This window comes from Kribbella shirazensis, from assembly GCF_011761605.1.
Classification (GTDB): Bacteria; Actinomycetota; Actinomycetes; order Propionibacteriales; family Kribbellaceae; genus Kribbella; species Kribbella shirazensis.
Map to the genome: position 1 here is coordinate 4,578,478 of NZ_JAASRO010000001.1, position 14,211 is coordinate 4,592,688.

The following is a 14,211-nucleotide window of genomic DNA, read 5'->3' on the forward strand; positions in this document are numbered from 1 at the left end:
GGCCCGTGAAGCTTTGGCGGGTGATCGCGGGTGTGCTGGCTGCCGGATTCGTCGCGGCAGGGGTGACGCCGGCGTGGGCGTGTGCCTGCGGCGGCTACCTGCCGGACGGGCAGTCCAAGGCCCGGGTGTACGGCGAGAACGCCCTGGTCCAGTACTCCGGCGGCACCGAGCAGATCACGCTCTCGATGGCGGTCCGCGGCACCTCGAAGAAGGCGGCGTGGATCATGCCGGTCCCGGCCGCCGCGAAGGTCGAGCTCGGCGACGACGAGCTGTTCTCCCGCCTCGAACGCCTGACGCGGCCGAAGCGGGTCGTCAAGAAGACGTACTGGCCGTTCCGCGATCTCGGGATCATGGGCAGCGGCCGGGGCGACTCGGCCGGCGCCCCGACCGCGCCGGGCGCCGGCGTGAACGTCAAGCAGCAGATGCTGCTCGGCCCGTTCGCCGTCACCCGGCTCGGCGGCTCGAGCGGTACGGCGGTCACGGACTGGCTGCGCACGAACGGGTACGTCGTACCGGCAACACTGGCCGCGAACCTCACGCCGTACCTGACCGAGAAGTGGGAGATCGTCGCGGTCAAGCTCGCGCCGAGGAGCGACGGCGAGAGCCTGAGCGGATCGACGCCGCCGCTGCGGCTGACGTTCGCGTCCGACCGGATCGTGTACCCGATGCGGCTGAGCAAGGGCGCGACGACCACCCAGACCGTCACCGTGTACGTCGCCGCGGAGCACCGGGTCGACGCGACCAAGGTGCCGTACGCCGGTGTGCAGCCGGAGCTGCTGTTCGCCGGCCCGGTCGAGGACGAGGCGCTCGCGAAGCCGGCCGCCTTCCTGACCGCGTACACGGCGACGTACCGCGAGCCGAGCCGGATCACCGACGACTTCACGTTCGAGCGGGCCGCGAACGACGACGCGTACCAGCGCGTCGTCTACGTGACGCAGAACGACGGCTTGTGGAGCACGATCGCGGTGCTGTTCGGCGGCCTGCTGCTGCTCGGTGCCGGCGCGGCCGTACTCGCCCGGGTGCTGGTGAAGCGGGCGGCCCGCTAGGCTGCTCGATCGTGCCGGCTGAGAACGCGTTGCTCGCTGCGGGGATCGGTGTGGTCGTCTGCGGTCCCGCGGCGTCCGTACTCGGTCCGTGGCTGATGCGGCGGATCCCCGAGCCGGTGCTGGACGAGGGCGAGACCAAGATCCCGTACGCGTCGCTGGCGGGGCGGAGGGCGGCGTACTGGTGCGGTGGTCTCGCGGCGTTCGCGGGCGGGTTGCTGGGCTGGCTGATCGGCCTGGCGGCAGTACTCCCCGCGTGGCTGGTCCTGGCAGTGGTCGGTGCAGTCCTCGGGTACATCGACGCGCGGTCGCGGTACCTGCCGTCGGTGATCATCTGGCCGACGTACGTCGTGGTCGGGGCGGGGCTGGTGGCGGCGGCGATCGCCACGGGGGAGTGGGGGTCGCTGCGGCGGGCGGTGATCGCGGGGGCGATCGGGTTCGCGGTGTTCTACGTGCTGTGGTTCGCGTTCCCGCGCGGGGTCGGGTTCGGCGACGTGCGGCTGTCCGGGTTGCTGGGCGGTGCGCTGGGGTGGCTGGGCTGGGGTGAGTTCGTGTCCGGGTTGTACGGCGGGTTCTTCCTCGGTGCGCTGGTCGGGATCGTGCTGATCGCGAGCCGGGTGATGACGCGCAAGCAGATGGTGCCGTTCGGTCCGTTCATGCTCGCCGGGGCGCTGGCCGGTGTCGTGCTCGGTGCTCCGTTGGAGCGGTTGTACGCCGGATAGGGGATCCCTGGTCTCACCCGGATGGTTGATGTGCGGGGCCCCTGAGTCTTCCTAGGGTCGAGGCATTCGAACCTTCGGGAGGGAATCTCAATGCCTGTCAGTCGTCGTGGTCTCCTGGCCGGAACCGCTGTCGCGGGCGCCGCTCTCGCCGTGCCCGGTACGGCGTCCGCGAGCCCCGTCGCCGGGACCAGCGGCAGCACCAGCACCAGTGCGAAGATCGGTCCGGACGACGCGCGCTACCAGGATCTCGTGCAGCGCGGCCAGAACCGGCGCTTCGTCGGCACACCCGACTACGCGCGGGTGATCCAGTCGAGCGAGGACGCCGTCGCGGCCGTGCAGGACGCGGTCCGCAGCGGCAAGCGGGTCGCCGTACGCGGCGGTGGTCACTGCTTCGAGGACTTCGTGGACAGCAGCGACATCGAGGTGCTGCTGGATCTGTCGACGTACGACGCGGTGACCTGGGACCCGCAGTACCGGGCCTTCTCGATCGGCGCCGGTGCGACGCTCGAGACCGTGTACAAGGAGCTGTTCTACGGCTGGGGCGTGACGGTGCCCGGCGGCGGCTGCCTCAGCGTGGGGGTCGGCGGTCACTTCAGCGGCGGCGGGTACGGGCCGCTGTCGCGCAAGTACGGCTCGGTCGTCGACCATCTGTACGGCGTGGAGATCGTGGTCGTCGATGCGCGCGGACGGGCGCGTTCCGTGGTGGCGACCCGCGACAACGCGCACCGCGACCTGTGGTGGGCGCACACGGGTGGTGGCGGCGGGAACTTCGGTGTCGTCACGCGGTACCTGATGCGGTCCGTCGGCGCCTCCGGCCGCTCGCCCGCCGAGTCGTTGCCCAAGGCACCGGCCGCGCTGCGGTCGACCCTGTTGGTGTACGACTGGAAGACCATGACCCAGGCCGGTTTCGTGCGGACGGTGCGGAACTGGTTCGACTTCTTCGAGCAGCACAACACCGCGGACTCGCCGTACGCGACGCTCTACGCGCCGTTCATCCTCACGCACTCGTCGGCGGGGCAGTTCCTGCTTTCCACCCAGATCGACGCCGCCGCGCCGGACTCCGGGAAGCTGATGAACGCGTTCAACGCCGCGATGGTGGCCGGTGTGGACCCGAAGCCGCAGGTGATCGACGCCGGAGTGGGGCCGTTCCTGCACACCACGATGGAGCGGTCGATCGCCGAGACGCCGACGCCGGGACGCGCCAAGTACAAGGCGGGGTACCTGAGGAAGGGGTACGCCGACGAGCAGATCGTGGAGATGTACCGCGCGCTGACCGACACGACGTACGAAGGACCGCAGTCGTCGGCGCTGCTCGTCCCGTACGGCGGGAAGGTCAACACCGTCCCGCCGGACGCGACCGCGGCCGCGCAGCGCGACGTCGTCGCCAAGATGGTGCTCAGTGCGGCGTGGACGTCCGCCGCCGACGACGCCAAGCACCTCGCGTGGACACGGAAGTCGTACGCCGCCATCTACCGCGACACGGGCGGCGTACCGGTGCCGAACACGATCAACGCCGGGTCGTACATCAACTACCCGGACGTGGACCTGGCCGACCCGGCGTACAACACCTCTGGTGTGCCGTGGCACGACCTGTACTACCTGGGCAACTACCCGCGGCTGCAGCAGATCAAGGCGAAGTGGGACCCGCGCAACGTGTTCCGCCACAAGCTCTCGATCGAGCCCCGATAGACAGTCACCAGCCGGGGTAGCGCGTGGTCCACTCGGTGAACGGGCCGTAGTCGCCGTGCAGCCGCTGCCGCCGGCTGTACTCCAGCGCGAAGTCGTCGGCGAGCTGCAGGATGACCGGACGGCCCTCGACGGTGAAGACGAGCTCTGCGGGGAGAGCCGTCTCGCCGTGGAGGGCGCCCAGGATGTTGCCGCAGATCGCGCCGGTGGAGTCGCTGTCGCCGGAGTGGGTGACCGCCAGCGCCAGCGCGTCGAGGAACTGCTCGGGCTCGGGGCAGGCGAGGGCGGCGTACACAGCGATCGCCAACGCCTCTTCGGCGATCCAGCCGCCGCCGAGGCGCTCGACCGTGACCGGGCCGGGCTGCGCGGTGGCGGCCAGTTGCCTCGCAAAGGAGAGAGCGGTACTGGTCTCCTCGTGGCCCTCGTGCTGGACCAGGAGACTCGTGGCGCGGGTGATCGCCTCGTCGAGGGTCGCCCCGGCGCACAGTGCGTGGATGATCGCGGCCAGCGTGCCCGAGGCGAGCTTCCCGGTCGGATGGCCGTGCGTGTACCCGGCGGCGTCGGCGGCCGAGTCGAAGATCCAGTCGGTCGGGAACACCTGGGGCATCAGCCCGAACGGCGCGACCCGCATCACCCCGCCGCAGCCCTTCGAGTCGTTGACCGCCTGCGCGCCGAACCGCGGGATCTTCGCCTCGCCCTGACGGGCCTCGGTCAACGCGGTCAGGCAGGTGTTGCCCGGCGCGCGCCGGGCGTACAGCCACTGCTCGCGGTGCAGCCAGCCGTCACGTTCACCGCTCGGGCCCGGCAGGGTCTGCGTGTCCAGCCAGCGGTCGTACGCGTGCTGGACGACGGCCACGGTCACGCCGAGCCCACGGTCGGTCCGGACACCCGCCCGGATCAGTCCCTCGACCGTGAACAGCGTCATCTGGGTGTCGTCGGTGATGGTCCCCGGCGGCCAGCCGGCGCCGCCGTCCACGAAGGTCCGTACGCCGTCCGGGTGCTTCGCGACGATCGAACGACCGTCCTCGAACTCGACCGGCCCGCCCAGCGCGTCCCCGATCGCACCGCCCAGCAGGCAACCCCGTATCCGCGCCCGCCACGTCTCTTCATCCCGCCGCGTCATGCCAGGACCCTATCCATGGTGGTGTCAGCGCTACCTCCGAGACGGGATCCAGAGCCAGTTCGCGGCGCGGTCGGAGCTTCTACGGTCGTTGGTAGAAGCAATCGATCGCCGTGAAGGAGCGCATGATGACCCCCGCATTCCGTCGTACCGCCGGGCGCCTGGCCGTGGCGGCCCTCGCCACCACCGCCCTCACGGGCGCGGCGATCGCCGGCGGTCAGGCAGCCGCCGCCTCGACCTGCGAGGACTCCGCCCTCGTCAAGACCTTCAACGCCGTCCTCACCGTCCGCACCGCCTCCACCCAGGACACCCAGCCCTGCCGCTGACTTGGCGATTCTGTCTAGTCTGTCTAGACTTCTGGTCAGAGGTGATGATCGTGACCGTGACCGCTGGACAGTGGCAACTGCAGGAAGCGAAGCAGCATTTCAGTGAACTGATCCGGGCCGTGCGGACCGACGGGCCGCAGTTCGTGACGAAGCACGGGGAGCAGGTCGCCGTCGTGCTGGACATCGTGGACTACCGGCGAATGGTGGGAGTGGAAGTGGTGGAGGACTTCAAGAGTTTCCTGGCCTCGGCGCCCGACGTCGATCTGGAGATCGAGCGGTCGACGGAGCCGGTGCGGCAGGTCGACTTCGAATGACCTATCTGCTCGACACGAATGTGGTGTCCGAGTTGCGCAAGAAGTCGCCGAATCCGGGTGTGGTCGCCTGGCTGAAGTCGGTCAGGTCCGCCCAGCTGTACCTGAGTGTGCTCGTGGTCGGAGAGATCAAACAGGGTGTCGAGCGGCTCGCGACCCGGGATCCCAGGCAGGCGGCCGCGCTCGACGACTGGCGGCAGCGACTCGTCCGTGGCTATTCGGATCGGATCGTCCCAGTGTCCCTGGAGGCCGCCGAGACCTGGGGGCAGCTGAATGCGAACCGTCCACTCCCGCTGGCCGACGGGTTGATGGCCGCGACCGCGTTGGTCAACGACTGGACATTCGTCACCCGCAACACCGCGGACGTCGAGCACACCGGCGTACGGCTTCTCGATCCCTTCGACAACTGAGACCGGCGTCCGGCACCTGAACGTGCCGTGGAAGAATCGGGGCATGCTGCGCTGGCTTACCGCCGGCGAGTCGCACGGACAAGCGCTCGTCGCCGTACTCGAAGGTCTTCCCGCGGGGGTCGAGGTCACCACTGATGACGTGGCCGACGCCCTGGCTCGTCGTCGGCTCGGCTACGGCCGCGGTGCCCGGATGAAGTTCGAACGGGACGAGGTGACGTTCGTCGGCGGGTTCCGGCACGGGCTGTCCCTCGGGAGCCCGGTCGCGATCCAGGTCGGGAACACCGAGTGGCCCAAGTGGGAGCAGGTGATGAGCGCCGACCCGGTCGACCCGGAGACGCTCGCCGGCCTCGCCCGGAATGCCCCGCTGACCCGCCCGCGGCCCGGTCACGCCGACCTGGCCGGTATGCAGAAGTACGGGTTCGACGAGGCCCGCCCGGTGCTCGAACGCGCCAGCGCCCGCGAGACCGCGGCGCGGGTCGCGCTCGGTGAGGTCGCGGCCCGTTTCCTGCGGCAGGCGTACGGCGTGACGATCGTCAGCCACGTGGTCGAGCTCGGCACCGTCAAGGCCCCGTACGGCGTGATCCCGGCGTACTCCGATGTGGCCAAGCTGGACGCGGACCCGGTCCGCTGTCTCGACCCGGACGCGAGCAAGCAGATGGTCGCCGAGATCGACGCCGCGCAGAAGGCCGGTGACACGCTCGGCGGCGTGGTCGAGGTCGTCGTCGACGGCCTCCCGCCGGGGCTGGGCAGCTACGTGCACTGGGACCGCCGCCTCGACTCCAAGCTGGCCGGCGCGCTGATGGGCATCCAGGCGATCAAGGGTGTCGAGCTCGGCGACGGCTTCGAGCTGGCCCGGACGCCGGGTTCCAAGGCGCACGACGAGATCGTCGCCGAGGACGGCACGGTCCGCCGGACCAGCGGCCGCTCGGGCGGGACCGAGGGTGGGATGAGCACCGGCGAGACGCTCCGCGTGCGCGCCGCGATGAAGCCGATCGCGACCGTGCCGCGGGCGCTGCGCACGATCGACACGTCCACCGGCGAGGCCGCGGCCGCGCATCACCAGCGCTCCGACGTCTGCGCCGTACCGGCGGCCGGGATCGTCGCCGAGGCGATGGTCGCGCTGGTGCTGGCCGAGGTCTCGCTGGAGAAGTTCGGCGGCGACTCGGTCGCGGAGACCGCGCGCAACCACCAGTCCTACCTGGCGAACCTGCCGACGACCATCGCCCCGCGGGAGTGGGAGTGAGCCCGGTCGTCGTCCTGGTCGGCCCGCCCGGATCGGGCAAGTCCACGATCGCGGCGGTGCTGTCCGAGCGGCTCGGCGTGTCCCACCGCGACACCGACGCCGACATCGAGGCCGCGGCCGGTAAGCCGATCTCGGACATCTTCGTCGACGAGGGCGAGGCGCACTTCCGCAAGCTCGAGCGGGCCGCGATCGTCGTCGCGCTGCAGGACGACGGCGCGGTGCTGTCGCTCGGCGGCGGTGCGATCCTCGACCCCGAGACCCGCGCCGACCTGGCCGCACATCACGTGGTCTACCTCGAGGTGAGCCTGGGGGAGGCGGCCAAGCGCGTCGGTCTCGGCGTCTCGCGGCCGCTGCTGCTCGGCAACGTCCGCACCCAGCTGCGCAACCTGATGGAGGCGCGCCGCCCGCTGTACGACGAGGTGGCCAAGCAGACGGTCGTCACCGACGACAAGACACCCGACCAGATCGCCGACGAGATCCTGGAGCAGTTGACGTGACCGAATCCACCAGGATCCGGGTTGCCGCCGCCGCACCGTACGACGTTGTCATCGGCAACAACCTGTTGGGTGAGTTGCCCGGACTGCTCGGTGAGGGTGTGCAGCGGGTCGCGGTGATCCACCCGCGGGCGCTGCGCGAGACCGGCGACGCGATCCGGGACGACCTGACCGCGTCCGGCTTCACGGCGCACGCGATCGAGATCCCGGACGCCGAGGAAGCCAAGACCGCCGAGGTGCTGGCCTACTGCTGGTCGGTGCTCGGTCAGGCCGGTTTCACCAGATCGGACGCGATCGTCAGCGTCGGCGGAGGCACGACGACCGACCTGGCCGGGTTCGTCGCGGCGACCTGGCTGCGCGGCGTGAAGGTCGTCCACATCCCGACCACGCTGCTCGGGATGGTCGATGCGGCCGTCGGTGGCAAGACCGGCATCAACACCGCCGAGGGGAAGAACCTGGTCGGCGCGTTCTGGGAGCCGGCCGGCGTGCTGTGCGACCTCGCCGCGCTCGAGTCCCTCCCGGTGAACGACTACGTCAGCGGCCTCGCCGAGGTCGTGAAGTGCGGTTTCATCGCCGACCCGGTGATCCTCGACCTGGTCGAGAAGGACCCGGCCGCGGCCACGAGCCCGTCGTACGGCGCGACCGAGGAGCTGATCGCCCGCTCGATCCAGGTGAAGGCCGACACCGTCGGCGCGGACCTGCGCGAGCGGACCACGACCGCCGGCGGCCGGATCGGCCGCGAGGCGCTGAACTACGGGCATACGCTCGGCCACGCGATCGAGCGCGTCGAGCGGTACAAGTGGCGCCACGGCGCGGCGATCAGCATCGGCATGGTGTTCGTCGCCGAGCTCGCCCGCGCGGCCGGCCGGCTCGACGACGCGACCGCCGACCGGCACCGCGCCGTCCTGGAGTCGCTCGGTCTCCCGGTCGGCTACCGCGCCGACGCCTGGCCCCACCTGCAGGACGCGATGAAGCTCGACAAGAAGACCCGGGCCGACCGCCTCCGCTTCGTGATCCTCGACGCCCTGGCCAAACCGGCCATCCTCGAAGCGCCGGACCCGAGCCTTCTGGTCGCGGCGTACGGCGAGATCAGCTAGGGTTCTGGAAACGCCTCGGAAAGGGCTTTCCATATGACTGAGCGCAAGCACCGGATCGCGATCGTCGGCACCGGCGGGATCGCCGGCGCGCATGCCACGGCGGTGACCGCCCTGGCGGACCGGGCCGAGCTGGTCGCGGCCGTCGACGTCGATCCGGCCCGCGCGAAGGAGTTCGCCGCCGAGTGGAACATCCCGGCGACGTACTCGAGCCTGACCGACCTGCTCGCCGCCGAGCAGGTCGACCTGGTCCATCTGTGTACGCCGCCGAAGACGCACGTGCCGCTGGCCGCGGAGTGCCTGGCGGCGGACGTGGACGTCTACATGGAGAAGCCGCCGACGCTGTCGCTGGACGAGTTCGACGAGCTGATCGCGGCGGAGGAGAAGTCCGCGGCGCAGGTGGCGTGCGTGTTCCAGCACCGGTTCGGATCCGGCGCGGTGCGACTGCGGGAGCTGCTGGCGAACGACGTCCTCGGCCGCCCGCTGGTGGCCCTGTGCAACACGGTCTGGTACCGCGACGACGCGTACTTTGCGGTGCCGTGGCGCGGGACGTTCGACGTCGAGGGCGGCGGCCCGACGATGGGCCACGGGATCCATCAGTACGACCTGCTGTTGTCGATCCTCGGCCCGTGGGAGAAGGTGACCGCGCTCGCGGCCCGGCAGGCGCGGCCGACGCAGACCGAGGACGTGTCGATGGCGCTCGTGACGTTCGAGAACGGCGCGGTCGCGTCGATCGTGAACTCGCTGGTGTCCGCGCGGCAGACCTCGCAGCTGCGCTTCGACTGCGAGAACGCGACGGTGGAGCTCGAGCACCTGTACGGCTACCGGAACCCCGACTGGACGATCACGCCCGCGCCCGGCCACGAGGACGTCGCCGCCGCGTGGTCGACCGGCCTGCCGGACGTCGCCAGCGGTCACACCGCGCAGCTCGCCGCGATCCTCGACGCGAAGGCGGCCGGCGAGCCGACCCCGGTCACCCTGTCCGAGGCCCGGAACACGCTCGAACTGGCGGCCGCGATCTACGCGTCCGCCTTCACCGACAAGCCGATCCGCCGCGGCGAACTCGCCCACGGAACGCCGTACGCCGAACGCATGGGCGGACCAGGCGCTCCCTGGAGCTAACCGGCGAGCTGCGGCGGGAGCGGCTGGGTGTGCAGGATGTCCAGCCGCGACACCGCTCGGGTGAGGACGACGTACAGCCGGTTGAGACCGCGGGTCTCGGCGGCGACGATCTCGGCCGGCTCGAGGGCGATCACGTGGTCGTACTCGAGACCCTTGGCCAGGCTCGCCGGTACGACGGCCACCCGGCCGGCACCGTCCGCGCCGGTCGCCTCGATACCAGCTGCCTTCAGGGCGTCGGTCGCTGTCGCCAGGTGATGGCCGGCCGCGATGACGCCGATCGAGCCTTCGGTCCCGAGTGCGCGCCGCACCGCGTCCACGGCTCCTACGGCGAGGTCCTCGACGCGCGCGATCCTGAGCTCCCCGTCCGAGCGGAACGACGTGGTGGGCGGAACGTCGACCTCGAGTGCTGTCAGCAGCCGGTTCGCCAGCTCGACCACGGTCGCCGGCACCCGGTAGCCGGTGCTCAGGGCAACGATCTCCGCGGCCGGCTTCCCGAGGTGCCCGAGCTGTGTCGGCCAGTCCGGCGCACCCCACACCGTCGTTGTCTGCGCCAGGTCGCCGAGCACCGTGATCGAGGCGTGTTCGCTGCGGCGCGCGATCGCCCGGCACTGCATGGGGGAGAGGTCCTGCGCTTCGTCGACGATCACGTGGCCGTACGTCGGCGTTCGCTGCAGCAACCCACTCACCTCGTCGAGCAGTACGGCGTCCGCGGCGGTCCACCGCGCGCTCTTCGCCTTGCGCGGCCGCGACCACGTGATCGCCCGCTGCTCCTCGGGTGTGAGGATGCCGTCCGCGGCCGCGCCTGGGTCACTCAGGACCTCGGCAAGTACGTCGTCGGCCTTGAGATTCGGCCACACCGCGTCGACCGCGGGCGTCACGGCTCGCGCCATCCGCCGCAGCCAGGCACCGTTGCAGTTCTGCCCACGCGCCTCGGCCTGACGTTGCAGCGCCGCGACCAGTCGTGCGATCAGGCGCTCACGCCCGGTCAGGTACGTCGTCGCCTCCGCCTCGGCGACCATCTCCGCGAACTCGCGCTGGTCGACCCGCCACCGGTACGACGCGTCGTTCACCACGACCGCCCGTTCCGGCTGCCTGATCCGGCCGTGCACCGCGTTCCGCAGTACGTCGGCCATCCGTACGTCGTGCTTGACCGCGGCCGCCGCCGGATCGTCGGTCCCGCGGGCCTCGTGGTCGAGGAGCCGCTCGATCGTGGTCTGTTCGACATCCACCTCGCCGAGTGTCGGCAGGACGGCTGAGATGTAGCGCAGGAACGCCTGGTTCGGTCCGAGGACCAGTACGCCGGTGCGTCCGAGACGTGAGCGGTGCGCATAGAGGAGGTACGCCGCCCGGTGGAGGCCGACCGCGGTCTTGCCGGTGCCGGGCGCACCCTGGACACACACCGAGATCTCGAGGTCGGTCCGCACCAGGTCGTCCTGCTCGGGCTGGATCGTCGCGACGATGTCCCGCATCGGCCCGACCCGCGCCCGCTCGATCTCCCGGCGTACCAGCTCACCGGCACCAGCGAGCGCGGGCGGTGCCCCGGGCTGCAAGTGCTCGTCCTCGAAGCTGGTCAGCACGTCGCCCGACCAGCCGAAGCGGCGACGGGTCTCGATCCCGCGCGGCTCGACCGCGGACGCCTGGTAGAAGGCGGCCGACACCGGGGCCCGCCAGTCCATCACCATCGGCGGCCGGCCGATCGCGTCGGCGATGTGCCGGCGGCCGAGGTAGTAGGTCTGGCCGGAGTGTTCGCCGGCATCCGCACCGTAGGCGATCACGCCGAAGTACGGCGGGTTGTCGCCCTCCTCGCCCAGGTCCCGGGCGAGTGTCTTCAGGTAGAAGCCCAGCCGCTCGGCGGTGTACCGGTCGCCCCAGGTGTGCTCGCCGACGGCCACGTTCTCCCGTGCGCCCGCGATCATCCTGCGCAGCGCGGCCCGGCAGCTCCCGGCGTATGCGCGCTCCTCGTCGAGGCTTCTCATCACCCTCCTCAAAAGATTAACCCGGTCAATCTTTTGTCCAGGTTAACATGGGTGTGTGGCCGGACTCCGTGAGCGCAAGAAGCAGCAGACGCACGACGCCCTGTCGCAGGCGGCGATCGCGCTGTTCCTGGAGCACGGCTTCGACGCGGTCCCGGTGGCCGGCATCGCGGCGGCCGCCGACGTGTCCAAGCCGACGCTGTTCAAGTACTTCCCGAGCAAGGAAGACCTGGTCATGCACCGGATCGCGGACCATCGGCGGGAGGCGGCCCGGGTCGTCCGGAGCTCGTCCGCGGAGCCGGTGGAGGCGCTCCGGCAGCACTTCGTCGACGGCCTCGCCGAGCGCGAGCCGACGACCGGGCTGAACGACCATCCGCAGGTCGTTGCCTACTACAAGCTCGTGTTCTCGACGCCGGCGCTGGCCACCAGGCTGCGCGAGTTCATGGACGACGACGAGCGGGCGCTCGCGGAGGTCCTGGGCGGCGACCTGGCCGCGGAGTTGTTGTCGGCACAGTTGCTCTCGACGCGGCGGATCCTCGCCTACCGCAACTGGCTGGCGATCTCCGGCGGCCTCTCCGCCGACGACCGCCACCCGACCGCACTCGCCGAGGCCGAGGCGGCGTTCGAACGTCTAAGGTGAGCGTGTGACGGATGTGAGCAGGCGGGTGCTGGTGCTGAACGGGCCGAATCTTGGGCGGCTGGGGTCGCGGGAGCCGGAGAAGTACGGTTCGACGACGTTCGCCGAGCTGGTCGGCGTGTGCGAGAAGGCGGGCGCCGACCTCGGCCTGGAGGTCGAAGTACGGCAGACCGACGACGAGGCCGAGTTGGTCGGCTGGCTGCACGAGGCAGCCGACGGCCGGATCCCCGTCGTGCTGAACCCGGCCGCGTTCACCCACTACTCGTACTCGCTGCGCGACGCGATCGCGCAGCGGACCGCGCCGTTGATCGAGATCCACCTCACCAACCCCGCCACCCGCGAGGAGTTCCGGCACACCAGCGTCGTCGCCGGGGTGGCCACCGGGACCATCGCCGGCTTCGGCCTGGACTCGTACCGTCTCGCGTTGCGCGCACTGACGAACCTGGATTCATAACCAAAGTGCCCTTTCGGGCATCAGGTGAGTGTGAGCAGCTTTCGGAACACTCAATGCTCTTGGGGGGCACGTATGACGACGCAGCCTGTTCCGGTCTGGGTGAAGGCGCTTGATCCGCTGTCGCAGTTCGGGCTGGACCACGCGCTCGGGCAGCGGCCGGAGGTCGCGCTGATCACCGACGCGGACCTGGCGACACTGCCCGCGCGGCCGGCCGGCCCGCCGGTGGTCGCGTTGATCGCGGTCGATGCGCTGGACGCCGGAGCGGTCCAGGTCCTGCGGTCCGCGACGCAGCGAGGGTGCCGCCGGATCGCGCTGATCGGCAGCACGATCGACGACGACGCGCTGATGGCCGCTGTGGAGCTGAGGGTCGCCGGCGTACTGCGCCGTACCGAGGCCACACCTGATCGCATCGTGCATCTGGTGCTGGCGGCTGCCGCTGGTGAAGGCAGCCTGCCTCCGGATCTGCTGGGCCGGCTGCTCGGCCAGGTGCCACGTCCTCAGCGACGGCTGCGCGCGACCCGCAGCGGCTTGTCCGAGCGCGAGACGCAGGTTCTGCGGCTGGTTGCCGACGGCAAGGACACGCAGGAGATCGCGCGTGAGTTGTCATACTCGGAGCGGACAGTCAAGAACGTCCTCCACGACGTGACCAGCCGGCTTCAGCTCAGGAACCGGTCGCATGCCGTCGCCTACGCGCTGCGGGAAGGTCTCATCTGACGTACTGCGAGGACGCAGCTGTGCGGCGACGAGTGCCACCAGGACGATGAAGCCGCCGAGCGCCTGCAGCGCGGTCAGGTGCTGGTCGAGCACCAGCCAGCCCAGTGCGGTCGCCACCACCGGGCTGAGCAGGCCCAGGAACGTGACCTCGGTCGGGACGAGCTCCCGGAGTCCTCGGAACCACAGCGCATAGGCGACGGCGGAGCCGAACAATGCCAGGTAGGTGTAGCCGGCGACGTTCTGCACGGTGAACGCGGGAAACGCGCCCTCGACCAGGAAGGTCACTGGCAGCAGGACCAGTCCACCTGCGACGAGTTGCCAGCCAGTCGTGGCCAGCAGGGGAGCGGGGGACGTCCAGCGCTTGCTGAGTACGACGCCGAATGCCATCACGACCGCGCCGCCGACAGCTGCGAGGACGCCCCACGTGTCGAGCCGCGCAGTGGCCCGCAGTACCAGCAGGCCGACGCCGAAGACCCCAGTGATGGCAGTGAGCACGGTCCGCAGGGACAGGCGTTGCCGTAGCAGTCCGGCCGACAGCAGTGCGACCAGTAGTGGCTGGATAGCGCCGACGGTCGCGGCTACGCCACCTGGCAGCCGGTAGGCGCCGACGAACAGCAGAGCGTTGAAAGCGCCGATGTTGAGTGTGCCGAGGACCAGCGAGCGCCACCACCAGCTGCCACGCGGCAGCACGCGAGTGATCGCGACCAGGAGCAGTCCGGCCGGCAGAGCGCGCAGGAGGGCGGCCAGCAGCGGGCGATGCGGCGGGAGCAGCTCGGTGGTGACGAGGTACGTGGTGCCCCACAGCATCGGCGCGATCGCCGTGGCGAGGAGGAGAGCGGTCCGCCGATTACTTAGCACTAAG

The 14,211-nt window shown here is 70.5% G+C and carries 16 protein-coding genes; 13 read left to right on the forward strand and 3 right to left on the reverse strand.

Annotated elements, in window-relative coordinates; translation table 11 throughout:
- The first annotated feature begins 5 nt into the window (after positions 1–5).
- From BJY22_RS22210 to BJY22_RS22220, 3 genes are all read left to right on the forward strand, one after another.
- The gene (locus BJY22_RS22210) at positions 6–1,046 is read left to right on the forward strand and encodes a DUF2330 domain-containing protein (RefSeq protein ID WP_167209718.1); all 1,041 of its coding nucleotides are present in this window, start codon (positions 6–8) and stop codon (positions 1,044–1,046) included.
- 11 nt (positions 1,047–1,057) lie between these two features.
- Positions 1,058–1,765, forward strand: a complete 708-nt coding sequence (locus BJY22_RS22215) for an A24 family peptidase (protein WP_337758866.1) — start codon at positions 1,058–1,060, stop codon at positions 1,763–1,765.
- Positions 1,766–1,855: 90 nt separating this feature from the next.
- Positions 1,856–3,454, forward strand: a complete 1,599-nt coding sequence (locus BJY22_RS22220) for an FAD-binding protein (protein ID WP_167209722.1) — start codon at positions 1,856–1,858, stop codon at positions 3,452–3,454.
- Between the two features lie 4 nt (positions 3,455–3,458).
- On the opposite strand, the gene BJY22_RS22225 is transcribed toward BJY22_RS22220, so the two are convergent.
- Entirely contained in the window at positions 3,459–4,574 is a 1,116-nt protein-coding gene (locus BJY22_RS22225) for an ADP-ribosylglycohydrolase family protein (protein WP_167209724.1), read from the reverse strand.
- A 125-nt stretch (positions 4,575–4,699) separates the two neighbouring features.
- Here BJY22_RS22225 and BJY22_RS22230 point away from each other — a divergent pair, with 125 nt between their 5' ends.
- From BJY22_RS22230 to BJY22_RS22260, 7 genes are read left to right on the forward strand one after another with little or no spacing between them, the layout of a single operon-like run.
- The gene (locus tag BJY22_RS22230) at positions 4,700–4,897 is read left to right on the forward strand and encodes a hypothetical protein (RefSeq protein ID WP_167209726.1); all 198 of its coding nucleotides are present in this window, start codon (positions 4,700–4,702) and stop codon (positions 4,895–4,897) included.
- A 50-nt stretch (positions 4,898–4,947) separates the two neighbouring features.
- Positions 4,948–5,211 (forward strand): type II toxin-antitoxin system Phd/YefM family antitoxin, encoded by a 264-nt coding sequence (locus tag BJY22_RS22235; protein ID WP_337758867.1) that lies wholly within the window; start codon positions 4,948–4,950, stop codon positions 5,209–5,211.
- Positions 5,208–5,618: a type II toxin-antitoxin system VapC family toxin gene (locus tag BJY22_RS22240; protein WP_167209727.1), complete on the forward strand. Its 411-nt coding sequence runs from the start codon at positions 5,208–5,210 to the stop codon at positions 5,616–5,618. The genes BJY22_RS22235 and BJY22_RS22240 overlap by 4 nt, the downstream gene beginning before the upstream one ends.
- 43 nt (positions 5,619–5,661) lie before the next feature.
- The gene (gene aroC / locus BJY22_RS22245; protein WP_167209729.1) at positions 5,662–6,861 is read left to right on the forward strand and encodes a chorismate synthase; all 1,200 of its coding nucleotides are present in this window, start codon (positions 5,662–5,664) and stop codon (positions 6,859–6,861) included.
- Entirely contained in the window at positions 6,858–7,358 is a 501-nt protein-coding gene (locus BJY22_RS22250) for a shikimate kinase (RefSeq protein ID WP_167209731.1), read from the forward strand. Before aroC ends, BJY22_RS22250 begins: the two co-directional genes overlap by 4 nt.
- Positions 7,355–8,452, forward strand: coding sequence for a 3-dehydroquinate synthase (gene aroB, locus BJY22_RS22255; protein ID WP_167209733.1), 1,098 nt, complete (start codon positions 7,355–7,357; stop codon positions 8,450–8,452). Before BJY22_RS22250 ends, aroB begins: the two co-directional genes overlap by 4 nt.
- Before the next feature lie 33 nt (positions 8,453–8,485).
- Positions 8,486–9,571, forward strand: coding sequence for a Gfo/Idh/MocA family protein (locus BJY22_RS22260; RefSeq protein WP_167209735.1), 1,086 nt, complete (start codon positions 8,486–8,488; stop codon positions 9,569–9,571).
- Here the strand turns inward: BJY22_RS22260 and BJY22_RS22265 are convergent.
- Positions 9,568–11,547, reverse strand: coding sequence for a HelD family protein (locus BJY22_RS22265; protein ID WP_167209737.1), 1,980 nt, complete (start codon positions 11,545–11,547; stop codon positions 9,568–9,570). The two genes, BJY22_RS22260 and BJY22_RS22265, sit on opposite strands and share 4 nt — an antisense overlap.
- A gap of 55 nt (positions 11,548–11,602) precedes the next feature.
- On the opposite strand from BJY22_RS22265, the gene BJY22_RS22270 reads away from it, so the two are divergent.
- The 3 genes from BJY22_RS22270 to BJY22_RS22280 all read left to right on the forward strand — a co-directional run bounded on the left by BJY22_RS22270 (position 11,603) and on the right by BJY22_RS22280 (position 13,349).
- Entirely contained in the window at positions 11,603–12,184 is a 582-nt protein-coding gene (locus tag BJY22_RS22270; protein WP_167209740.1) for a TetR family transcriptional regulator, read from the forward strand.
- A gap of 13 nt (positions 12,185–12,197) precedes the next feature.
- Entirely contained in the window at positions 12,198–12,635 is a 438-nt protein-coding gene (aroQ, locus tag BJY22_RS22275) for a type II 3-dehydroquinate dehydratase (RefSeq protein WP_167218526.1), read from the forward strand.
- 72 nt (positions 12,636–12,707) lie between these two features.
- On the forward strand, positions 12,708–13,349 hold the full coding sequence (locus BJY22_RS22280; RefSeq protein ID WP_167209742.1) for a helix-turn-helix transcriptional regulator: 642 nt from the start codon (positions 12,708–12,710) through the stop codon (positions 13,347–13,349).
- On the opposite strand, the gene BJY22_RS22285 is transcribed toward BJY22_RS22280, so the two are convergent.
- Positions 13,239–14,207 carry an EamA family transporter gene (locus BJY22_RS22285; protein ID WP_167209744.1) on the reverse strand — a complete coding sequence of 323 codons (969 nt, stop codon included), beginning with the start codon at positions 14,205–14,207 and terminating at the stop codon, positions 13,239–13,241. The genes BJY22_RS22280 and BJY22_RS22285 overlap by 111 nt on opposite strands.
- Between the last annotated feature and the right edge of the window lie 4 nt (positions 14,208–14,211).

Excerpts from the sequence above, each read along its gene's own strand:
- BJY22_RS22220 (WP_167209722.1), top strand. The coding sequence starts at position 1,856 with ATGCCTGTCAGTCGTCGTGGTCTCCTGGCCGGAACCGCTGTCGCGGGC.
- BJY22_RS22225 (WP_167209724.1), bottom strand. The coding sequence starts at position 4,574 with ATGACGCGGCGGGATGAAGAGACGTGGCGGGCGCGGATACGGGGTTGC.
- BJY22_RS22230 (WP_167209726.1), top strand. The coding sequence starts at position 4,700 with ATGACCCCCGCATTCCGTCGTACCGCCGGGCGCCTGGCCGTGGCGGCC.
- BJY22_RS22240 (WP_167209727.1), top strand. The coding sequence starts at position 5,208 with ATGACCTATCTGCTCGACACGAATGTGGTGTCCGAGTTGCGCAAGAAG.
- aroC (WP_167209729.1), top strand. The coding sequence starts at position 5,662 with ATGCTGCGCTGGCTTACCGCCGGCGAGTCGCACGGACAAGCGCTCGTC.
- BJY22_RS22260 (WP_167209735.1), top strand. The coding sequence starts at position 8,486 with ATGACTGAGCGCAAGCACCGGATCGCGATCGTCGGCACCGGCGGGATC.
- BJY22_RS22265 (WP_167209737.1), bottom strand. The coding sequence starts at position 11,547 with ATGAGAAGCCTCGACGAGGAGCGCGCATACGCCGGGAGCTGCCGGGCC.
- BJY22_RS22280 (WP_167209742.1), top strand. The coding sequence starts at position 12,708 with ATGACGACGCAGCCTGTTCCGGTCTGGGTGAAGGCGCTTGATCCGCTG.